This is a genomic window from Salinibacter sp. (assembly GCF_036626415.1).
Classification (GTDB): Bacteria; Bacteroidota; Rhodothermia; order Rhodothermales; family Salinibacteraceae; genus Salinibacter.
The window spans coordinates 19,866-40,684 of sequence record NZ_JAZKRW010000004.1 but is presented as its reverse complement, the minus strand read 5'-3'; the positions used below and the strand labels follow the sequence as shown (position 1 = coordinate 40,684).

17 protein-coding genes are annotated in these 20,819 nt (G+C 67.0%); 10 read left to right on the top strand and 7 right to left on the bottom strand.

What is annotated here, in order from left to right; translation table 11 throughout:
- Positions 1 to 3 precede the first annotated feature (3 nt).
- The 5 genes from V5A20_RS01350 to V5A20_RS01330 all read left to right on the top strand — a co-directional run bounded on the left by V5A20_RS01350 (position 4) and on the right by V5A20_RS01330 (position 4,957).
- Positions 4 to 621 (top strand): sugar transferase, encoded by a 618-nt coding sequence (locus V5A20_RS01350; RefSeq protein ID WP_332314827.1) that lies wholly within the window; start codon positions 4 to 6, stop codon positions 619 to 621.
- Positions 614 to 1,252 carry a NeuD/PglB/VioB family sugar acetyltransferase gene (locus tag V5A20_RS01345; RefSeq protein WP_332314826.1) on the top strand — a complete coding sequence of 213 codons (639 nt, stop codon included), beginning with the start codon at positions 614 to 616 and terminating at the stop codon, positions 1,250 to 1,252. Before V5A20_RS01350 ends, V5A20_RS01345 begins: the two co-directional genes overlap by 8 nt.
- A gap of 9 nt (positions 1,253 to 1,261) precedes the next feature.
- The gene (locus V5A20_RS01340; protein ID WP_332326573.1) at positions 1,262 to 2,497 is read left to right on the top strand and encodes a glycosyltransferase family 4 protein; all 1,236 of its coding nucleotides are present in this window, start codon (positions 1,262 to 1,264) and stop codon (positions 2,495 to 2,497) included.
- Positions 2,498 to 2,526: 29 nt separating this feature from the next.
- A complete protein-coding gene (locus tag V5A20_RS01335; protein ID WP_332326572.1) occupies positions 2,527 to 4,104 on the top strand; it encodes a polysaccharide biosynthesis protein in 1,578 nt (525 codons plus the stop codon).
- Between the two features lie 283 nt (positions 4,105 to 4,387).
- Positions 4,388 to 4,957 (top strand): DUF2231 domain-containing protein, encoded by a 570-nt coding sequence (locus tag V5A20_RS01330; protein WP_332326571.1) that lies wholly within the window; start codon positions 4,388 to 4,390, stop codon positions 4,955 to 4,957.
- Positions 4,958 to 4,972: 15 nt separating this feature from the next.
- Here the strand turns inward: V5A20_RS01330 and V5A20_RS01325 are convergent, their stop codons facing one another.
- The 4 genes from V5A20_RS01325 to alr all read right to left on the bottom strand — a co-directional run bounded on the left by V5A20_RS01325 (position 4,973) and on the right by alr (position 11,214).
- A complete protein-coding gene (locus V5A20_RS01325; protein ID WP_332326570.1) occupies positions 4,973 to 7,252 on the bottom strand; it encodes an alpha-ketoacid dehydrogenase subunit alpha/beta in 2,280 nt (759 codons plus the stop codon).
- Between the two features lie 335 nt (positions 7,253 to 7,587).
- Positions 7,588 to 9,054, bottom strand: coding sequence for a sensor histidine kinase (locus V5A20_RS01320; RefSeq protein ID WP_332326569.1), 1,467 nt, complete (start codon positions 9,052 to 9,054; stop codon positions 7,588 to 7,590).
- Between the two features lie 53 nt (positions 9,055 to 9,107).
- Complete coding sequence (locus tag V5A20_RS01315; RefSeq protein ID WP_332314820.1) at positions 9,108 to 9,821, bottom strand: response regulator transcription factor; 714 nt, start codon at positions 9,819 to 9,821, stop codon at positions 9,108 to 9,110.
- Between the two features lie 169 nt (positions 9,822 to 9,990).
- A complete protein-coding gene (gene alr, locus V5A20_RS01310) occupies positions 9,991 to 11,214 on the bottom strand; it encodes an alanine racemase (protein WP_332314819.1) in 1,224 nt (407 codons plus the stop codon).
- Positions 11,215 to 11,456: 242 nt separating this feature from the next.
- Here alr and V5A20_RS01305 point away from each other — a divergent pair, with 242 nt between their 5' ends.
- From V5A20_RS01305 to otsB, 5 genes are all read left to right on the top strand, one after another.
- The gene (locus tag V5A20_RS01305; RefSeq protein WP_332314818.1) at positions 11,457 to 13,784 is read left to right on the top strand and encodes a S9 family peptidase; all 2,328 of its coding nucleotides are present in this window, start codon (positions 11,457 to 11,459) and stop codon (positions 13,782 to 13,784) included.
- Positions 13,785 to 13,796: 12 nt separating this feature from the next.
- Entirely contained in the window at positions 13,797 to 14,753 is a 957-nt protein-coding gene (locus V5A20_RS01300) for a glycerophosphodiester phosphodiesterase family protein (RefSeq protein ID WP_332314817.1), read from the top strand.
- A gap of 80 nt (positions 14,754 to 14,833) precedes the next feature.
- Positions 14,834 to 15,139 (top strand): hypothetical protein, encoded by a 306-nt coding sequence (locus V5A20_RS01295; RefSeq protein WP_332314816.1) that lies wholly within the window; start codon positions 14,834 to 14,836, stop codon positions 15,137 to 15,139.
- Positions 15,140 to 15,325: 186 nt separating this feature from the next.
- On the top strand, positions 15,326 to 16,690 hold the full coding sequence (locus tag V5A20_RS01290; protein WP_332314815.1) for an alpha,alpha-trehalose-phosphate synthase (UDP-forming): 1,365 nt from the start codon (positions 15,326 to 15,328) through the stop codon (positions 16,688 to 16,690).
- Between the two features lie 139 nt (positions 16,691 to 16,829).
- Positions 16,830 to 17,528 carry a trehalose-phosphatase gene (gene otsB, locus V5A20_RS01285; protein WP_332314814.1) on the top strand — a complete coding sequence of 233 codons (699 nt, stop codon included), beginning with the start codon at positions 16,830 to 16,832 and terminating at the stop codon, positions 17,526 to 17,528.
- 36 nt (positions 17,529 to 17,564) lie between these two features.
- Here the strand turns inward: otsB and V5A20_RS01280 are convergent, their stop codons facing one another.
- The 3 genes from V5A20_RS01280 to V5A20_RS01270 all read right to left on the bottom strand — a co-directional run bounded on the left by V5A20_RS01280 (position 17,565) and on the right by V5A20_RS01270 (position 20,678).
- Positions 17,565 to 18,635 (bottom strand): mannose-1-phosphate guanylyltransferase, encoded by a 1,071-nt coding sequence (locus V5A20_RS01280; protein WP_332326568.1) that lies wholly within the window; start codon positions 18,633 to 18,635, stop codon positions 17,565 to 17,567.
- Between the two features lie 129 nt (positions 18,636 to 18,764).
- The gene (locus V5A20_RS01275; RefSeq protein WP_332326567.1) at positions 18,765 to 19,736 is read right to left on the bottom strand and encodes a glycosyltransferase family 2 protein; all 972 of its coding nucleotides are present in this window, start codon (positions 19,734 to 19,736) and stop codon (positions 18,765 to 18,767) included.
- A gap of 42 nt (positions 19,737 to 19,778) precedes the next feature.
- A complete protein-coding gene (locus V5A20_RS01270) occupies positions 19,779 to 20,678 on the bottom strand; it encodes an alpha-1,2-fucosyltransferase (RefSeq protein ID WP_332314811.1) in 900 nt (299 codons plus the stop codon).
- Between the last annotated feature and the right edge of the window lie 141 nt (positions 20,679 to 20,819).

Below are 20,819 nucleotides of genomic sequence, written 5' to 3'. Positions count from 1 at the left end.
ACCATGCACCGCTCCGGTCCATACACGACGGCCAAACGGGCCCTCGACCTCGGGGGCACGAGCGTGCTTCTGGTGGCGCTCTCGCCCCTGTTCGGGCTCGTGGCCCTCTGCATTTGGCTCGACGACGGGCGGCCGCTGCTCTTCACCCAAACGCGGGCCGGACACCGGGGACAACCGTTCCGCATCTATAAATTTCGCACGCTCACCCGCGAGCCGGACGATCCGACGCAGCCGGCGGCCCATGCGACGCGGGTCGGCGCAGTGCTCCGGCGCTGGGCGCTCGACGAACTGCCCCAGCTCTGGAACGTCCTCCGCGGGGAGATGAGCCTCGTCGGTCCTCGCCCCACGCTGCCGGAGCAGGTGGAGCAGTACGGCCCGCACGAGCGACGGCGCCTCCAGGTGCGCCCCGGCCTTACCGGCTGGGCCCAGATCCACGGACGCAATGCCCTCTCGTGGCCCGAGCGCATCGACCTCGACGTATGGTACGTGCGGCACCGGCGTCTTTTGCTCGACCTGTGGATCCTGCTCCGCACCCCCATCACGCTGGTGCAGGGCGTTGGCGTCACCGGGACGGACGGGACGAACCCTTCATTTTCGCCTGCTTCCCGGTCGCATGCCTGAGCCCACCCCCCTCTTTCTGGTCGGGGCCGGCGGATTCGGGCGCGAGGTGGCCGCGCTCGTCGAGGCCGTGAACACGCAGACGCCGCGGTGGGCCCTCCAGGGCTTCGTGGATGACGACCCGGCCCTGCACGACACCGACGTGATGGGGCATCCCGTCCGGGGCGGCGTCGACTGGCTCGCCCAACAGAGGGGCCCCCGCTTCGCCCTCGCCCTTGGGGATGGGGAGAGCCGCCGCGCCGTCGCCGACCGCCTCGCCGCTGCCGATCTGCAGCCCGCTGCGCTCGTCCACCCCACCGTGTCGGTCCACCGGACGGTCACTCTCGGTCCCGGGGCGATTCTCTGCCGGGGCGCCGCCCCGACCGTCGACGTCCAGGTTGGCCCGCACGCGGTCCTCGACCAGCACTGTACGGTGGGCCACGACGCGGTGCTCGACGCCTGTGTCTCGCTCCGCCCCGGGGCCCATATTTCCGGGGCGGTGCACCTGGAAACGGGCGTTACCGTTGGGGCGGGTGCCGTCGTGCTCCCTCGCGTCACCGTCGGTGCCGGCGCAACGGTGGGGGCCGGGGCGGTGGTCCCCGACGACCTGCCGCCCCATTGCACCGCCGTCGGGGTCCCTGCTCGTCCCCAATAGCCCTGCCTCATGCACATCGCCGTCTTTCTGCAGCACTACCACACGCCCGACTGTCCCACCGCGGCCCGGCCCTACGCGCTGGTGGAACGGCTGGGGAAAGACCACGCGGTGACGGTGATCACGACCCGGGCGTGGGAGGACACGCGGACGGCCCATCGGTTTCCGTGGGCGCCACCGGGCGTCGACCTCGTGCGGTTCGACGTGCCCTACGCCAACGGCATGTCGCCCGCCCAACGACTTACTTCGTTTCTGAACTACGCGGCCCGGGCCGTCCGGCATGGCCTGCAAATGCCACAACCGGACCTCATCCTCGGCTCATCCACGCCGCTGACGGCGGCCGCGGCGGCGGGCCTCGTGGCCCACCTGCGCGACGTGCCCTGGGTTTTCGAGGTGCGCGACCTCTGGCCTGCCTTCCCGATCCAGATGGGCGCCCTGCCGGATTGTGGCCTGCACGCCCTGCTGCGGTGGGGCGAGGCGGCCCTGTATCGGAGCGCGGCCGAGGTCGTGACGGTGTCGCCCGACATGGAGCAGCACGTCCGCGTCCAGGCCCCCTCCGCGTCGGTGACGACACTGCCGTACGGGGCCGCTCCCGCCCTCCTCGATGCGGCCGGCGAAGAGGCCCGCCGCTCGGTCACACACCACCTGCCCCCTGATCGCCGCTTCCTGGTCCTTTACGCCGGCACGTTCGGCCGCGCCAACGCCATTCCCACGCTGCTCGACGCGGCTCGTCGGCTCGTCAGCGCCCGCTCGGACGTGCTCGTGGCCCTCGCCGGGCGGGGCCACCACACCCCCCTCGTGGACCAGGCCGCCCACCGGCACGACGCCATCCGGCGGGTTCCGCCCCTCCCCTACCCCGAGGCCCTGGCGCTCTTCGAACGCGCCGACCTCTCCCTCGTCCCCTTCCGCGACCGCCCGGTGCTGGCCGCCAACGCGCCGGGCAAGCTGTTCGACAGCCTCGCGACCGGAACGCCCGTCGTGGTGACGAACCCTGGCTGGACGAAGCGGTTCGTAAGGCAACACGGCTGTGGATGGGTCGTCCCGCCCGAGGCGCCGGACGCCCTTGCGGACCAAATTCAGTCGGTCCTTGCGTCTCCCGGGGCTCGCAGGGAGGCGAGCCAGAATGCCCGGGCCGCGGCCCAGCGGCACTTCGACCGGGCGACCATCCTCGACCGGTACACGGCTCTCGTGGAGGACGTCGGCAGAACCTCTCCGGCCCGGCACCTCCCTCACCCCAGGACATCCTAGAGGACTCCTGAACCCGTTGGTATTGTTCTATGTCCACCCCTTTCCTCAGCGCACTCCTCCCTGCCTCCAAGTCGTGGCTCCGCAGCCCGGTCCTTTTGGCCCTTCCGGATGCGCTGATCCTGTGCGGGGGACTGTTCCTCGGATACACGCTTCACTCCGGGGGCTGGGGCTTTCTCCAGACGACGGCGTGGGAGGCGGCCGGCTCCGTCCTCGTTCTGGCCGTGTACGGCGCCGCACTGGGGGCCAGCGGTGCCTACCGCCTCTCGCCCCGCCAGATGCGCCCGGCGGATCTGCTGCGCGTGGGGGCGTGGCTCGTCGGGGCGTGGGGATGCACGGGGGCCCTCGTCTACGCGATCGACCCGGCCGCCGTGCCGCCTCGAAGCGTCCTTGCGGGGCTGGGGCCAGTGGCCCTCGTCGGGATTCTCGGCCTTCGCCTGGGATGGCGGGGGCTTCTCTCCATGAGGAGGACGCCCCCGCCCGCCCCGCCGACGCCCGAAACGGCCGCCCCTGGCCCCCACCTGGACGACCTCGTGTCCCGCGAGCCGGTGGACGTGGACCGGGACGCCCTGCGCAACATGCTGTCCGACCGCACGGTGCTCGTGACGGGGGCCGGCGGGGCCATTGGGGCGGAGTTGAGCCGCCAGCTGCTGGCCCTGGAGCCGTCCCGACTCGTCCTGGTGGACGTGAGCGAGCACAATTTGTACGAGCTCAAGACTGCCCTCTGCTCCGAGTCTCATCGGGGGGGCCTCGACTTTTGCATCGCCGACGTGCGCGACGCCCCCCGCATGGATGCGCTTCTTGCTCACCACCGGCCCGACGTCGTGGTTCACGCGGCGGCCTATAAGCACGTCCCCCTCATGGAGCAGCATCCCGCCGAGGCGTTCCGCAACAACACGCAGGCCTCGATCCAGCTCCTCCAGCTCTGTGAAGAGCACGCGGTCGACCGGTTCACCTTCGTGTCGACCGACAAGGCCGTGCATCCGTCCGGCGTACTGGGCGCGACCAAGCAGCTGGCCGAGTGGTACATGCGCACCGGCTCGGGCCCGACGCACTGTACAACGGTGCGTTTTGGGAACGTCTTCGGGACGGAAGGGGGCGTCGTGCCGCGATTTCAGGCAAAGCTTGCTGCGGGCGAGCCACTGCCCGTGACGCACCCGGACATGGAGCGCTACTTTATGAGTCTCGAGGAGGCCTGTGGGCTGGTCCTTCACACCCTCCCCTTCGGGGCCCGTCCCACCTATATCTTCCGAATGGGCGATCCCCTTCGCATCGCGTGGCTGGCCAAGCGCCTCATCCGGCGCGCGCATCCCCACATCGACCCGGAGACGATGATCGAGTACGTGGGCCGACGGCCCGGCGAGAAGCTCAGCGAGCGACTCGTGTGGGACGACGAGACCGTACACCCCACCGAGCACCCGAACATTCTCGGACTGGAGGGCCCTGTGCCGCACACCCGTGCTGTCCTGAACGCCTACCTCCAGCGGTTGCGGTCGGTCGCGGGCCCGTCGCACGAGTCGCGAGTCCGCCTGCGACGCCTGCTCTTGGAAACCGGCCCTGGCGACCGGCCCCGGACAAACGGCTCTGCGCACGCCTACCTCAAGCCGTAGGCATCGCGCGCACCAGTGCCCGACGTTTCCAGTGCCCGACGTTTCCGGAAACATCGCTTCTTGGGCCGGACCGGCTTCTGTTCACAAGCGGAACCGGCCCCTTCCTGCCCGGGCCCGGTTCAGAGCACCCCGGTCGAGGAGGGCACGGGACGACCGATTATTCCGTTTTCGTTGAGGTATAGCAGGGCAATGGCGAGTTGATTACGATCTACGAGAACCACGTCTTCGCGGCGGCGGGTTTTCGGGGGTGTCCACGCCATCTCTACAATCTGTCCGTTTCGCTGTGGTCCCCGACTTTTTGCTGCCCGAGTGGGTCCCCAACGCCCACCCGCTCATCGTTCACTTTCCCATCGCCCTGATCTTTGTTGCCGTTGCCGCCGACGCGTTGGCCCTGTGGCTGGGAGAGCGCTGGGAAACAGGGCAGGAGGTCGCGACGGGGCTGTACGCGGCGACGGGGCTGAGCGCAGCCGCGAGCTACTACAGCGGCACCTGGGCCATCGACACGGTACCGATCGTGACGCCCGGGGCCGCCTCAACCCTGTCGACACACTCGTTCTGGGCGTGGTACACCATGGTGTCCACGAGCGGGTACGCCCTGCTCCGAACCGCCGGGCTGTTTGTCTCCTGGGTTCGGGCCCAACGCTCCGTCCACGTCGTCCTGTTCGTTCTGGGGCTGGGAACCCTGTATCCGATGTACGAGACGGGAGAAAACGGCGGGGCCATGGTGTACAAGCGCGGCGTGGGCGTCACCCGCGTCCAGGAGGTGCCGTCTACCGCCTCCCCGGCCCCGGACTCCGCGCAGCCGGACACCATGCAGGCCTCCGAGTCCACGCCACGGGCCGAGGCGCCGTAGCACCTCCAAGGGGGTCTAAAACGCGACCAGGTCGCGGGCCCCCTCCAAGATGCCCTCGTCGCTCGGCAGCACGGCGCGCTCCAGGTCGTGGGCAAACGGAATCGGCGTAAACTCGCCGGCCACCCGGCGGATGGGGGCGTCGAGATAGGTAAATGCATCGTCGGCGATTTGGGCGCAGAGCTCGGCCCCAAAGCCGATGAACTCGTGGTCCTCGTAGACGACGAGCGCGCGGTTCGTCTTCTGCACCGACTCCAGAATTGTCTCGGAGTCGAGCGGCACGATGGTGCGAAGGTCCACCACCTCTGCGTCCACGCCCTCCTGCTCCAGCTCCTTCGCCACGTTGAGCGACTTCTGCGTCATCATGCCGTAGGTGACGATCGTCAGGTCGGTCCCCTCCCGGGCAACGCGGGCCTCCCCGAACGGCAGCGTGTAGTCCTCGGGCGGCGTGGGCGTGCGGGCCGACGCCGCGCGGTAGAGCGCCTTGTGCTCCAGGAAAAGCACCGGGTCCTCCGAGCGGATGGCGGTGGCCAGGAGGCCCTTCGCGTCGGCGGCGGTGGAGGGGAGGGCCACCTTCAGGCCGGGCGTGTGGCCGAAGATGGACTCCACGTTCTGCGAGTGGCAGAGGCCGCCGTGGATATAGCCGCCACAGGGGACGCGGATCACCATCGGGCAGCTCCACTCCCCGTTCGAGCGGTAGCGGAAGGGGGCCACCTGGTTGCGCAGCTGCTGCATCGCCGGCCAGATGTAGTCGGCAAACTGGATTTCGACGACCGGCGTGAAGCCACTCGCGGCGTACCCCACCGCAGTGCCGATGATCGAGCCCTCCGCCAGGGGCGAGTTGAAGCAGCGATCCCCGCCAAACTCGTCGGTGAGGTCCTTCGTCGCGGTAAAGACGCCGCCCTTGTCGCCCGCCACGTCCTCACCGTAGACGACGACCGACTCGTCACGCGCCATCTCCTCCTTGAGCGTACGGTTGATGGCGTCGACCATTACCATCGGCTCGGCGTCCTCGTCGAGGTCGTCCTCCGAGTTGTAGTCGATGTTGAGCTCGCCCTCAAAGAAGACGTGGTCGGTGGCCGTTTCGGGATCGGGGTCGTCCTGTTGCTTGGCCCACTCGGCCGCCGCGTCCACCGTCTCGTGAACCTCTTCCTGCAGGGCCTCCGCCTCGTCCTTGGTCAAGACGCCCTCGTCGATCAGGGCCGCCTCCATCCGAGCAATGGGGTCAATCTTCCGATCGGCCTCCAGCTCGTCGGGGGTGCGGTACTTGGTATGGTCGTCCGAAGAAGAGTGGGGCAGCAGGCGCACCACGTCGGCCACGAGGCAGACCGGCCCCCGACCGTCGCGGATGTGCTGGATGGCGGCCTGCGCGGCGGAGGCGCTTGCGAAGAAGTCGGTGCCGTCCACCCGCATCCGGCTGAGCCCTTCGTAGCCCGCGGCCAGCTTGTAGGGGGTGCCGCCCGCGGTCTGCTCCTCGATGGGGACGCTGATGGCGTACTTGTTGTCTTGAACCAAGAAGAGGGCGGGCGCCTGCTCGCGGGCCGCCCAGTTGAGGGCCTCGTGGAAGTCGCCCTGCGAGGTGGCCCCGTCGCCGCACGAGATGTACACGTAGTTGTCGTCCCCGCGCTGCTGGATCCCAAACCCGAACCCAAGCCCGGGATTAAACTGTGCCCCGACCGAGGAGGCGGTCGTCATCACATTGAGGTGCTCCAGGCCGAAGTGCTCCGGCATCTGCCGCCCGCCGGAGTTTGGGTCGTCGGCCTTTGCCAGGTGGGCGAGCAGGGTTTCTCGGGGCGTCATCCCCAGCGAGAGCGCCATGCACAGGTCTCGGTAGTAAAAGCAAAACCAGTCGTGGCCCGGGCCTTGGCCGGGATTGGAGTAGCGGCTGAGGGCCGACTGCACGGCCTCGTGCCCGGCACACCCGATATGAAAGTGCCCCTTCCCCTGCTTCAGCAACGTCATCATTTTCTCGTCGAGCCGCCGCGAGAGCATCATCGTGCGGAGCCGCTGCCGCAGATCATCGGGCTCAAAGTCCGCGGGGGAGAGCTCGTCGACCTCGATCGACTCGTCCGACGTGATGGAGGGGATCTGGGGGATGGCGGCGTGGCCGTCCCCATGCATAAGATTCTCGGCCGGGATCTCCTCCGCAGCGGCCTCCACGGCCGTCTCCGCGTCGGGCGGGGAGGGCGGGGAGGGCGGTTCGCCATCCGGCCGTTCTGGCTCCGGCGAGTCGGCCTTCGGGGCGCCCGACGAGGCATTCGCCTGAGCATCAAGGTCCGAGTCGTTCGTGTCTTGCATCTCGGGTGTAGCCATTGATCGAAGCCAATTTGGTGAGTCGACACGACATTGAGGGCCAAAGGATCCCCGGCCCCCTGCGCGCCCCTACACACGAGACGCGCCCCGCACACAAAACCCCACGAAAGCACGAGGCAACGGGGCCCGGAGCCGAGGGATGCCACCCTGCCCAGCCTTGAAAGCGCTTCCGAAATTCGGGAGTGCCCAGTTGCGGGCACACAGGACGTACGCTGGGCACAGTATATGGAATTTCTCGATCTCCGAAAAGGTCCTTCCGGAAAGACTCCGGAAGAATGCGGAGGCGATTGGGCGGAGGCCGCCGGGAACTGCGTGGCGGGTTACGCCTCAACGGCTTCCGGCTCCGGCTCCGATTCGTAGGGAAGCTCAAACCAGAACCGAGTGCCCCGTCCTTTTGTGCTCTCGACGTGGATGTCTTCGCCGTGGGCCTGCAGGATTTGCTTCACGATGCTAAGCCCGAGCCCGGTGCCGCCGCTCTCGCGGGAGCGATCGGGGTCGACCCGATAGAAGCGCTCGAAGATGCGGTCGAGATGATCCTCGTCGATGCCCTGCCCCGTGTCTACGATCTCTACCCGGATCTTGTCGAGGCGCCGCTGCACCCGGCAGCGCACCGATCCGCTGTTCGTGTAGGCGATGCCGTTCTCGATCAGGTTGGTCAGCACCTGGCGGATGCGGGACCGATCGGCGCGAACGAAGAACCGGGGCACGTCGGCCTCAAGGTCGAGGGCCTTCTCTTCGGCCTTGGGCCGCAGCATCTCGGTCACCTCGTCGACCAGGTTCTTGAGGTCGAACGCCGATCGGTTAATGAGGTCTTCTCGGTATTCGAGCCGGGCGATGTCGATCAGGTCGTTGAACAGGTTCTGGAGGCGATTCAGGTTGGTCAGCGCCTTTTCGGCGTACATTTTCCGCTGCTCATCGTCGAGCCCGGGGGTGCCGAGGGCCTCCAGGTATCCGCTGATGGAGAAGATGGGATTGCGGACCTCGTGGGAGACGTTGCCAATAAACTCGCTTTGCAGGCGGGTCATGCGCTCCAGCTCTTCGATCTTCTCCCGGAACGTGTCGGAGGCGCGATTGAGGCTCTCGGCGAGGTCCTGAAACTCGGCCGCGCGCGACTCGACCCGGATTTTGCCGGTCAACTCTCCCTCCGCCACCCGGCGGGCCGTCTTGCTGATGCGCGTGAGGGGGGTGGTGACCTGGTAGGCCGCAATGAAGCTGCCGATGAGGGCCAGCACGAGGGCCAGGATCAGGCCCAGGACGAGCACGACTTGGGAGCGCTGGGCGAGGCGGTACAGGGGCGGCGGCGGCTGGCCCACCTGCACGATCAGGTTCGACGACGGGCGGTAGAGGGCCGCGAGGAAAAACTGCGTTCCGTCGTCGGACGTGTGGCGTGCAAACCGCACCGTCTCGTCCGTCATCCCCTGGAGGGCCGACACGTCGACCAGCGTATCGGCCGGCACAGACGGGACGGCCCGAGACGAGGGGCGGTAGGTCGTGTCGGGGGTAACGAGGGCGATGTGCAGGTCGCGCAGCTCCGTCAGGTTGTCCACGATGCGCCCCCGCCGCACCGGATTCGGCTCCTGCTCCACCTGCACCGCAATCCGGTCGGCCTGGTTGCGAAGCGTCTCCTGCATGGCCGTCCGCATCTCCCCCCGCAGCACCAGCACGACGTAGAGCCCCGTGCCCACGACGGCCGTGCCCACGAACAGGGCAAACGTCAGAACCATCCAGGTCTGCGTCGAGGCCCGGCGGGGCAGCAACGCGTCACGAATCGACGAAGCAACAGACATACGACGCAGGCGAGAACCAACTCCCGCAAATCAGTGCGAGGCGGGGCCGGGGGTCACGCTTCGGCCGACTCCTCCTCCTGCACAAACCGGTACCCAACGCCTCGAACCGTCTGGATGTGCTTGGCGAAGTCGCCCAGCTTTTCGCGCAGGTTCTTGATGTGCGCGTCCACAGTCCGCTCGGTCACCATCATTGCGTCCTTCCAGATGGTCTCCAGCAGCTGCTGGCGGGTGAACGCCTTGCGGGGATGGCGCACCAGGTAGCGAAGGAGCTCGAACTCCGTCAGCGTCAGACCAAGGTCCTCTCCGTTCAGCTCCGCGCGGTACTCGTCCTCGTAGATCTTAAGGCCGTCGACCTCGAGGATGCTGCTCTCCTCCACGCCGGAGCGACGCAGTACGGCCTTCACGTGCGCCACGAGCACCTGGGGCGAGACAGGCTTGGTGAGGTAGTCGTCGCCCCCAAGCATTAGGCCCTCAATCTGATCTTCTTCCTCGGTCTTCGCGCTCAGAAAGACGATCGGGATCTCTTCAGTCTCGACGCGAGAGCGCAGCTCTTTGCACACCTCGTAGCCGTCCACGCCCGGGAGCATGATGTCGAGAACAATCAGATCGATCTTCCCCGAGGCGGTTTCGAGGGCTTCCTCTCCGTCGAAGGCTGTATGAACGGTGTACCCTTCCTCTTCCAGAAAGTGACCGACGACTTCGACAACATCTTTCTCATCGTCGACGACGAGAACATCGATGTCACTAGGGTCAGCAGTGATAGGCATTGCTTATAGGAGATTGATGAGTGGAAAATAAAAACTTTGTACGTCTCTTTGATCGAGGATCGGGGAAGAACGTTTCCCTTACCGCCTACATCCTATGCGATAGCCGTAGGATGGGATGCAGCATTCGCATCGTGGGCGCCGACCCAAGTGTGAAAATGATGTGTTCCGATCAGGCGTCCGACGCGGCGGGCTGGACCGGACGGGCCTGAACGGAAGCGTCGTCGGCCCGGTCCGTGTACCGTCGGGGCACCCGGGGGGACACGCCACAGAAGATCTCGTACGGGATGGTGTCGCTCCACTGCGCCACCTCGTGCGCGGTGGGCCCGGCGGGCCCGAACAGGACGGCCTCGTCGCCCCGCTCGACACGGGTGGCCGGGGCCTGGTCCGGGGGGCCAAGGTCGATCATACACATGTCCATGCAGATGGTGCCCACGACGGGGCAGGAGGCGCCCCCAATCCGGACCGAGGCGCGGCCGGATCCCCGGCGGGGGTAGCCGTCGCCGTAGCCCGCGCCCAGCGTCGCGATGCGGGTTCGGCGCGGGGCCTGCCAACGCGCGCCGTACGAGATCGGGGTCCCGGCCGGGACCGTCTTAAGCTGGGTGACGCGGGCCGTGAGCCGCATGGCCGGGCGCAGGTCGAGGCGGGCGCTCAGCTCTGGGGTGGCCGCCAGGCCGTACAGCGCGATCCCACTCCGCACGAGAGACGCGCCAAAGTCGTAGGCGGGCTCCCCAACGGTGAGGAGGGCTCCGGTATTGGCCGCGTGCACGTGCTCCACGTCCACGTCGACGGCCTCTACCACCGCCCGGAACCGGTCGAGCTGCGTCTGCGCGAACGCGCTTCCGGACGCATCGGCCGTTGCGAAGTGAGTCCACAGCCCCGCCAGACGAACGCCGGGCGCATCGGACAGGCGGGCCAGGATCGCCGGCACGTCGTCGGGGGGGAGCCCCAGGCGTCCCATGCCCGTATCGACCTTCACGTGCACCCGGAGCGGGGCCGTCGGGGACGCGCGCCGCAGGACCGCCGCCGCGACATCGGCCGAGGAGACGGTCAGGTCGAGGTCGTGATCGGCATACCGGGGCAGCTGCTCCGGGGACGGGGCCCCGAGGACGAGAATTCGACCCGTGTGTCCGTCCTCCCGCAGGTGAATGCCCTCGGGCAACCGGGCCACCCCGTAGTGCCGAACCCCCGCTTCGTGCGCCGCTCGGGCCACCGGACGCGCCCCGTGCCCGTACGCATCGGCCTTGATGACGGCCATGAGCTCCGCCTCGCCGGCCCGCTCCTGCAGAATGCGTGCATTGTGCCGAATGGCCGCCAGGTCCACGGTGGCGGTCACCGGAGCGCCTTCGACGATGTCGGCCGACCGATTGATGGCAAGCGAAGTGGGGTTGCGCACGAAAATGAATAAGCAAGCGCTTCATAGGCGTCCGGCTGGACGATGGTTCCCCGACACATGCTCGAACGCGTGCTCGGGGCCCGACAAGAAGAACGCCACCCATTTGGGGCGAGACGACCGGTTCTGCCAGCCGCGCGGCTCCGGGCCGGTAGAGGCATCGTGCATTGCAAAAGCCCCGCAAGAAGGATATGTTCTCGGCAGTCGGCCCGCCCGTTCTCTTCGCACCGATCCGTTCCCCGTAGATGATTCGCCGCGCTGTTCTTTCGCTCGTCGTTCTTCTGGTCCTCCCCTTCCCCTCAGAGCCCGTTCGGGCCCAAGACGACCCCGAATTGACCCTCGAGAGCATCCATGCCTCGACCACGTTTCGCCCCAGCTCCTTCCAGGGCGGAAAGTGGACGGATCAGGGCCCCGTCATCACGTACATCGAGCCCGCCGACACGGCCGACGCGACGCATCTCCTGCGGTACAACCTGCGGACGGACGAGCAGACACGGGTGATCGATGGCACGAACCTGCACGCGGACGACGTGGATCGCCTCGTGCCGATTGAGGACTACACGTTCAGCGAATCGGGCGACAAGGTGCTCATCTACACGGACTCGGAGGAGGTGTGGCGCGCCAACACGAAGGGCTACTACTACGTCTACGACCTCGACACGCAGACGCTCACGCCGGTCTCCGATCGCGACGAGGGCTACCAGATGTTCGCGAAGTTCAACCCGTCGGCCACGAAGGTGGCCTTCGTCCGACATCGGAACCTGCACGTCGTCGACCTCAGGACGGGGACGGAGACGGCCCTCACCACAGACGGGGAGGACGGGACGATTATCAACGGCACGTTCGACTGGGTCTACGAGGAGGAGTTCGGCCTGCGCGACGGGTGGAAATGGAGCCCCGACGGCGAGCGCATCGCGTTCTTCAAGCTCGACGAGTCCGGCACCCGGTCGTTCCCGCTGATGAACAACACCACCCGCTACCCAGAAACCACAGAGTTTCGCTATCCGAAGGCGGGCGAGCAGAACAGCGAGATCAAGATTGGGGTGATCGACCTCGCGGCCGTCGACACGACCGCGCAGGGCCAGCCGCAGGCGACCCGGTATTTCGACACCAATACGTGGAACGCCGGGGGCCGGACGCACGAGTACCTGGCCCGCATGGGATGGACCCCCGAGGTTGACGGCACGCACCGGGTCTGGATGTACCGCCTCAATCGGAATCAAAACGTGCTGGACCTCTTGTACGGCCACCCCGAGACCGGGGAGACGGAGCAGGTGCTTCAACACACGCAGGACACGTACATCGACGTGACGGACGACAAGCTCACCTACCTCGACGGCGGGGAGCACTTTGTCTTCCTGTCCGAGCGAAGCGGCTACAACCACGCCTCCTTGTACCGCGTCGACGGCACGGAGGTGGGGCCCCTCACCGGAGGGGCGTGGGAGGTGACGCAGTTCCATGGCGTGAACGAGGACGCCTCGACGGCCTACGTCACGGGCACCCGCGATACGTCACTGGAGCGGCACCTCTACGCGGCAGACGTGTCGTTCACCCCGCATGAGACGGCCCCGTCCGTCCGCAAAGTGACATCGCGTCCGGGCTGGCACGCCCTCAACCTGTCGGCGGACCACGCCTACTACATCGACCGGCACTCGACGACGGACACGCCCCCCACCTGGACCCTTCACGACGTGTCGGGCGAGCGTCTCACCACCCTCCAGGCCAACGACGCCCTCGAGGGGCGCCTCGACAGCCTTGATCTCCCGCGGAAGCAGTTTACGAGCCTCCCCGGGGCCGACGACACCTCCCTCAACGCGTACGTCATCAAACCCCAAGACTTCGACCCGTCGCGGTCGTACCCGGTGCTGATGTACGTCTACGGCGGGCCCGGCGTGCAGACGGTGACCAACCAGTGGGGAGGCCCCCGACAGCTTTGGCACCAGTACCTTGCCCGGGCGCACGACATGGTCGTCGTCAGCGTCGACAACCGGGGCACCGGGGGGCGGGGCAAGGCCTTCCAGGACGTGCCGTATCAGCGCCTCGGCCAGCCGGAGTCGGCCGACCAGATCCACGCGGCGCAGGCCCTGGCCGACTCTGCGTGGGTGGACGCGGACAACATCGGCATCTGGGGCTGGAGCTATGGCGGCTACATGACCCTCCTGTCCATGCTGAGGGAGGAGGGCCCCTCCACGTTCGATACGGGCGTCTCCGTGGCGCCCGTGACCGACTGGCGGCTCTACGACACCATTTACACCGAACGCTACATGTCCACCCCCGACCAGAACGCGGACGGCTACGAGAACGGCGCCCCGCAGGCCTACGCCGATCGCCTGCGCGACGACCAGAACCTGCTCATCGTGCACGGCGACGACGACGACAATGTGCACTTCCAGAACAGCGTGCAGATGGTAAACCAACTGCAGTCGGCCAACAAGCAGTTTCGGTTCATGATGTACCCGACCCACGAGCACGGCATCGCCGGGGGCCAAACGCGGCTACACCTGTTCACCATGATCACGAACCACGTCACCGAGCACTTGTCTCCCGACGGTGCTTCGCAGCACACGGAATAGGCGCCCTCCACAATGACCTCCGCCGTATTTCTCTCCCTCCTCGCCACAGTCGGGATCGGGATGCCCGCCACGACGCCCGCCCCTGCCCCCGCCGGTCCGCCGACGGAGTTTGACCTTCAGGGCCACCGGGGGGCCCGCGGCCTCGCCCCGGAAAATACGATTCCGGCGTTCCGGCGGGCCCTGGCGATCGGCGTGACGACGCTGGAGATGGATGTCGTCATCAGCGCCGACGGGCAGGTTGTCGTGTCGCACGAGCCGTGGATGAATCCGGCCCTCTGCACACTCCCGTCCGGCGCGCCGGTCGCCGAGGCGAACGCCCGCGAGCACAACCTTTACCACATGCCGTACGCCGAGATTGAGCGGTACGACTGTGGGCGGCGCCCGCACCCGGAGTTCCCGCGGCAGGAGCCCCAGCCCGCGTCCAAGCCCCTCCTCCGCGACGTCATTGAAATGGCGGAGGCCTACGCGGCCGACCACGGCCGACCGCCCGCACGGTACAACATTGAGATCAAGTCGCGGCCCGAGTGGGACGGGACGTTTCACCCCGCCCCCGAGGCCTTCGCGAAACGCGTGCTCGCCGCGGTGCACGAAGGGGAGGTCGCGGCGCGGACCACGGTCCAGTCGTTCGACGCGCGGGCCCTCCGAGCGACCCGGCGCCTGCGCGAAAAGAATAGGGCCCCGGAACCGACCGTGCAGCTTGCCCTTCTCGTGACGCAAGACGCGGCCGCGCCCCTCGCCGATCAATTGGAAGCCCTCGGCTTCTCCCCGGCCGTCTACAGCCCGGCCCACTCCGCCGTCGATGAGGCACTGCTCCGGGCCGCCCACGACCGCGGCCTCCGCGTGGTGCCCTGGACCGTGAACGAGCGCGACGCCATGCGCCGCCTCATCCGCCTTGGGGTCGACGGACTGATCACCGACTACCCGGACGTCGGCGCGAACGTCGTGGAGGAACTGGCCGCTTCGGATTGACAGCTGCCGGTCGTCCCGGCCCCTTTCTCCGTCGCTCCCATTTTCTTGTCCATCGTTCCCATTTTTCGCCCCCCTCTCTTATGACGCACGCCCCCCCAAGCACAGACGACGCTGCGGACCAGCACTATCGGACCTGGAAAACCCTCGCCCCGCTCGGCCTCCTGGCCACGGGCCTCGGCGCCAGCGGCGTCGGGCAGTCGACCCTCCTGAAAGGGCGCGACGCCCCGACCTGGAAGTGGGTGGCCGCCGGGACGGCCAGCCTCGTGGCCCTCAACGCCGGGCTGTGCCTCTTCGGCGACGCCGTAAAGCACCGCGCCCTCTACGAGTGGTCTCGGAAGTCGGAAGGCACCGACTCGTCCGATGGCCTAAACGCTTCCCGGCGATGAGGACGTCGGGCGCGAGCGCCTGCCGGCGGAGGCGAGACGAGAGCCCCCGACGTTGCTCTTGCCTTCGTTCGTCCGCACCGGTATGCTAGTAACATCCTCCCCGCATGCCCGGGGACGAGTCGACGGACGCCCGGAAGGGCGCCGGTGTCCCCTCACTGCCTCTCTGACCACGCAACGCCCATCGCCTTGAGTCTGACCGTAGTTGCGAACCGTGTCCCCATTCGACAGACCGACGACGGCTGGGAAACGTCGGTGGGCGGCCTCACCACCGCGCTGCTTCCTGTGCTCGAAGAGGAGGGCGGGATGTGGGTCGGGATGGGCGAGGACCCGGAGCTGCCCGAGCGCCAGGAGTACCCGGCCGACGATCCCGACTTCCTCGTGCGGCGCGTGCCCCTCAGCTCCCAAGAGCTCGACGGGTACTACTACGGCATGGCCAACCAGATCCTCTGGCCCCTCTCGCACTACCTCATCCAGCACCTCAACCTGGACGACGCGTTCATCGAGACGTACCGCGAGGTGAACAAGCGCTTCGCCGAGGCCGTCCTCTCGGAAACGGAGAAGGGCGACGGGGACGTCATCTGGATCCAGGACTACCACCAGATGCTGTCGCCGAACCTCATCCGGCAGGAGCGGCCGGAGGCCACGATCGGGCACTTCTGGCACATTCCGTGGCCGGCCATGGAGATCTTCCGCATCCTGCCGTGGTCGCGCGAGCTGCTGCGTGGCATGCTGGGGTGCGACCTAATCGGGTTCCACGTGCAGGAGTACGTCGACAACTTCATCGAGAGCGCCGACGTGCTGCTCGACGCCGAGGTGGACGGCCCCCGCATCAAGTACGACGGGCAGGTGACCCGGGTGGAGGCACACCCGATTGGGATCGACGTCAACCGGTTCAAGGAAATGTCTCGGGACGCCTCCATCGAGCAGGACGCCCGGAAATTTCGGGAACGACTCGGCTCCGACCACATCGTCATTGGCATCGACCGGCTCGACTACACAAAGGGCATTCGGTCCCGCATGCTGGCGTTCGAGAAGTTTCTGGAGGAGAACCCCGAGTATCACGGCAACGTGAGCTTCTTCCAGATTGCCACGCCGAGCCGCACGGAGCTGGAGTCGTACCAGCAAATCCGGCGCGAGGTGGACGAGGTCGTGGGCCGGATCAACGGCCGCTTCGCGCAGGAGAGCTGGGTGCCGGTGAACTATCGCTACCGGACCTACACCCAGTACGAGCTGTGCGCCTTTTACCGGGCGGCCGACGCCGCACTCATCACGCCCCTCCGCGACGGGATGAACGTGGTCACCCAGGAGTTCGTCACCGCCTCTCAGGACGGCGTGCTCGTCCTCTCGGAGTTGACCGGTGCGGCCTACCTCCTCCCCGAAGCCGTGCAGGTCAACCCCTACGACCACGCCGGGGTTGCCGACGCCATCCGCACCGCCCTTGAGATGCCGCAGGCGGAGCGTGAGCAGCGCCTCGCCGGGCTGAAGGAGACCATCGAGACCCTCGATGTCCACAACTGGGCCGGCAACTTCCTGGGGTCGATTCAGGAGTAGAAGCTCCGCCGTCTCTGGTCTGCATTTCGGGACGCAGACGTTCTCCGGCACAGACGCACGTATTGCGCAGTGCGTATTGCGTAGTGCGTCTCAGCCTGTGGGGACGAAGCATGCAATACGAAATACGAACGAACCTCCTATGCCCCCCGTCGTCGAAAATCCCCTCTTTTTTCTGGACTACGACGGCACGCTCGCCCCCATCGTGGACGACCCGGGGGCGGCCGTGCCCCACCCCGAGGCCCCCGCCCTGCTCCGCACGCTCGACGCCCGGCATCCCCTCTGGATCGTGACGGGACGCGACCTGCAGGCCCTCTCCTCGTTTCTCGATCGCCCCTATTCGGCAATTGGACTGCACGGGGCGCAGGAAGGCACCGTGGGCCGCGACGCTCACACCCTCATGTCGGACGCCGCCGCCGAGGCCCTCCACCGCCTCCGCGAATCCGTGCCGGCAGTCGAGGGGCTTCAGGTGGAAGAGAAAGACCAGTCCTTCGCGGTGCACTACCGCGAGGCGGCGGACGAAGAGACGGCCCGGCGCCAACTCAGGAACTGGCTCGCCGACCTGCCGGACGTGCTCGACGCCATTTGGGGCAAGAAGGTGGTGGAGCTTCGCCCGGATGGGCTCACGAAGGGCACCGCCGTGCGTCGCATCGCGGACCAGCACCCCCGTCGCGTGCCCGTCTACCTCGGGGACGATGTGACGGACGAGGACGCCTTTGCGGCCCTGCAGAACATGGATCGCGAGGCGGTCACCATCAAGGTGGGCGAGGGCGAGACGCAGGCCGACGCCCGCCTTCTCGGCCCCGACGCCGTGATGGACTACCTGCACCGGTACGTTTGATTGTCGTCGTCGGCCGTCCGCGGACCGCGGCCTTCCTCAGACGTACTCCTCGAACTGATGGGCGTGCAGGTACTCCACCACCTGCTTCACCTGCTGGGCGCTCTCCCGATCGCACACCAGCACCGCGTCGCCGGTGTCGACGACCACCTTGTCGTGGAGGCCCACGAGCACCACGAGTCGATCCTCAGTCTGGACGTAGCAGCGGCTGGAGTCCTGCATGATGACCTCCCCCTCAATCACGTTGCCGTGCTCGTCTTTCTCGCTGAGGTCATAGACAGCCCGCCAGTCGCCGACGTCGTTCCAGTCGAACGTCCCCGGCACCACGTAGACCGTGTCGGCCTGCTCCATCACCCCGTAGTCGATGGAAATGTGCGGGCTGTCCCGGAAGGCGTCCGTGAGGGTATCGGCATCGACTGCCCCGTCGGCCGCCCGGACCGGCGCAAACGCCTCGTGGGCGTCGGGAAGATGGGTCTCGATCTGGTCGAGGATCGTGTCCGCCCGCCAGATGAACATGCCGCTGTTCCACAGGAAGTCGCCGGAGTCAATGAACCGTTCGGCCGTGGACTGGTCCGGCTTCTCGGCGAAGGTGCGCACGGGATGGGCGGTGAGGTCCGGGGCCGCGGCGCCGGGGCCGTCGTACTGGATGTAGCCGTAGCCGGTGGCCGGGTAGGTGGGGTCGATGCCAATGGTCACGAGGGCGTCGTCCTCCTGGGCGGCGTCGAACGCCACGTCGAGCGTGTCGTGAAACTGCGCCACGTCCCCGATCACATGGTCGGCCGGGAGAACCGCCATCGTCGCGTCCGGGTCCCGCTTGGCCAGCGTCGTGGCCGCGTAGGCAATGCACGGGGCCGTGTTGCGGCTGATGGGCTCCGCGAGGATGTTTTCCTCCGGCACGGCCGGAAGCTGCTTTTTCGTCTTCTCCGTGTACCGCTCGTGGGTGACGATGAGGCAGCGCTCCGGGGGCACAAGGCCCTGCAGCCGCGCGATGGTGTTCTGGATGAGCGTCCCGTCCCCGAAGATGTCCAGGAACTGCTTGGGGTGCTCCTTGCGGCTGACGGGCCAGAAGCGCGTGCCAATGCCTCCGGCCATGATGACGGCGTACTTCATCGATGTGCAGTCGGATTTTGAGAGAAACGTGTTCGGTTCAGTCGGCAACGCCAGGCGCAAGACAGCGAGCCGAGCGTCGTGGAACGCGTCTTAAACATAGGCCCTACCGCTGGAAGTTGCACACCTCGATTAGGCACCGGTCGACTCCTCATAGAGCAGGGAGTGCGCCCGGGTCCAGACCTGCCAGACCCCCTGCAGGTAGCCCCAGAGGGCCGCGTTGCGGTCCGGATGCGAGGACACCACGAGCGCAGCGAGTTGGCCCAGGGCGCTCCACCAGAACGCGAGGCGGTTCAGCGGGTGGTCCATGTTCTTCCGGACGAACCAGTACCGCCGGACGAAGCGCTCGCGCGCAGTGGCCGCTGTGCCGCGACGGTTGCGGGACGACACGCGGTGGACACACCGGGCGCCGGGCACCACGGCGAGCGGTCCGTCCTCGGCTACGCGAGCCGAAAAGTCGAGGTCCTCAAGACGGGGCGACGGCCCCTCGACCGCAGGGTCGAAGCGATGCGTGTCGAACACACGCGCCCGATAGCTAGATGCACAGGTGCTGAGCCACTCGGCCGGCTGTAAGTCTTCGGTCCCGATTGGCCACGCGGGCGTCGTCTGGCCAGAGGAAAGCACGCGGCTCGGCCGATCGACCCGAAGCAGGAAGAGGCGGTGCCCCCAGTGCACCGACGGCCGAGGAGAAGTCCCGCCGGATGCTGTGATGATGCCCCCGACCCCCAGAAGGTGCGGGTGATGCTCAAGGGCCGCGCGAAGCGCATCGAAGTAGCCAGCCCGCAGTGTTGCGTCGTCGTCGATGAAGTGGACGATCTCGACCGAGTCCGGCAACAGGGCTACGCCCGCGTTGCGCTGCCGCGTGGCGGCCGGCGCCCCGGAATAGCGATGGTAGTGGACGGGCGCCTCTTCGTCGGACCAATCCTGGACGACACGGGCCGTGCGTTCGGCCTCCTCGCGGTCGCTCCCGTCGACGACGAGAACGGGACGCTCCGCCGCACCAGACTGTGACGCCACACTTCGAAGGGTCTCTCTCAATACATCCGGACGGTTCCGGGTGCAAATTACGACTGCCTCAGACGCGGGGGCAATGTCCTCAGGCATTGTGGTTCGAGAGGATCTGTGACGCAATGCGCGGGGCATCGCTTACCAGTCGACGGTCTCCCATCGGTTCGGGACCACGTCTAACCTCTCAACACGGTTTCGAATCCAGTAGGCCGGGGTGAGGACCGTCTTGTTCTCGTTCTGATTCAGCCAGGCGCCCCACCAGCTCAGGGTACTGTTGGCGATGATGTTGTGGTCGCACGCCTTCATCAGTCGAAGATCCTCGCAGGGCTCGCGGGGACCGTTGCAGTCCACGAACCTCACATTTTCCAGCGATGTCCCTTGGGGAACTACGCGGCCTATGTTCTCCCTCACCCACCCGATGTCGTCCGAAAAGAAAAACAAACACGGATCTTTCTCCCCCTGCAGTCTGCGCACCGAACGTCGATAGTACGCCGTCGGGAGGGCCCACCCCTGGTCCACGTAGTCGCCGCGTCGGACGTGTACCGCCACCGAGGGTCTCTCCGCGATCTGCTCTTTCCAGCGCCGGGTGGGGCCGCTTGCTTCGCTGTGTAGTGTAAGCTCTTCCCGTAGGACCTCCCCGATCGAACGAAAGTACTTCTCAGACTGGTAGTAGCCGTAGAGGCGCGTGCCTCCGGGGGCGCGAAGCACCGTCGGGTCGAAGCGATGGGGGTCCTGGAGGTTCTTGTGAACCCTGCAGATCCGGACCCCGAGCCCGCGGGCCACCCGTCGGAGTCGACTGAACAGCTTGAATCGTCCCTTTAGGAGAGGTGCGTCCTCAATCGGTCGTCGAACCACCGTTCCCTGAACGGCAAACTCGGGCAGATGCAACTCTCGGGAGGGCAGCCCGGCCGTCGACGCCCCCGCAAGAACGGAGACATCCAGAAAAAGCGTAGCCCCGGTCTTGTGCGCGAGGGCCCTGCCGACCGCGTACTGGAAGAGCTGATTCCCCAGCCCTCCGTGCAGTGTTACCGTGGGCATGCGGCGCAAGAGAGGTGGAGAACAGGACGGTTCGGGAGGACCCGAGGCCTCAGCGGGGCCCTCCTGTCCGGTAGAAACAAGAACCCGTCGTGCGAACCGTCCCTCAGGGCTCTGGTTCGAACGACTCTACTCGCCCGGCCT

Bases quoted from the DNA above. Each gene is read 5' to 3' on its own strand.
- V5A20_RS01350 (WP_332314827.1), top strand. From the start codon at position 4: ATGCACCGCTCCGGTCCATACACGACGGCCAAACGGGCCCTCGACCTC.
- V5A20_RS01345 (WP_332314826.1), top strand. From the start codon at position 614: ATGCCTGAGCCCACCCCCCTCTTTCTGGTCGGGGCCGGCGGATTCGGG.
- V5A20_RS01340 (WP_332326573.1), top strand. From the start codon at position 1,262: ATGCACATCGCCGTCTTTCTGCAGCACTACCACACGCCCGACTGTCCC.
- V5A20_RS01335 (WP_332326572.1), top strand. From the start codon at position 2,527: ATGTCCACCCCTTTCCTCAGCGCACTCCTCCCTGCCTCCAAGTCGTGG.
- V5A20_RS01325 (WP_332326570.1), bottom strand. From the start codon at position 7,252: ATGCAAGACACGAACGACTCGGACCTTGATGCTCAGGCGAATGCCTCG.
- V5A20_RS01320 (WP_332326569.1), bottom strand. From the start codon at position 9,054: ATGTCTGTTGCTTCGTCGATTCGTGACGCGTTGCTGCCCCGCCGGGCC.
- V5A20_RS01315 (WP_332314820.1), bottom strand. From the start codon at position 9,821: ATGCCTATCACTGCTGACCCTAGTGACATCGATGTTCTCGTCGTCGAC.
- V5A20_RS01305 (WP_332314818.1), top strand. From the start codon at position 11,457: ATGATTCGCCGCGCTGTTCTTTCGCTCGTCGTTCTTCTGGTCCTCCCC.
- V5A20_RS01300 (WP_332314817.1), top strand. From the start codon at position 13,797: ATGACCTCCGCCGTATTTCTCTCCCTCCTCGCCACAGTCGGGATCGGG.
- V5A20_RS01295 (WP_332314816.1), top strand. From the start codon at position 14,834: ATGACGCACGCCCCCCCAAGCACAGACGACGCTGCGGACCAGCACTAT.
- otsB (WP_332314814.1), top strand. From the start codon at position 16,830: ATGCCCCCCGTCGTCGAAAATCCCCTCTTTTTTCTGGACTACGACGGC.
- V5A20_RS01280 (WP_332326568.1), bottom strand. From the start codon at position 18,635: ATGAAGTACGCCGTCATCATGGCCGGAGGCATTGGCACGCGCTTCTGG.
- V5A20_RS01275 (WP_332326567.1), bottom strand. From the start codon at position 19,736: ATGCCTGAGGACATTGCCCCCGCGTCTGAGGCAGTCGTAATTTGCACC.
- V5A20_RS01270 (WP_332314811.1), bottom strand. From the start codon at position 20,678: ATGCCCACGGTAACACTGCACGGAGGGCTGGGGAATCAGCTCTTCCAG.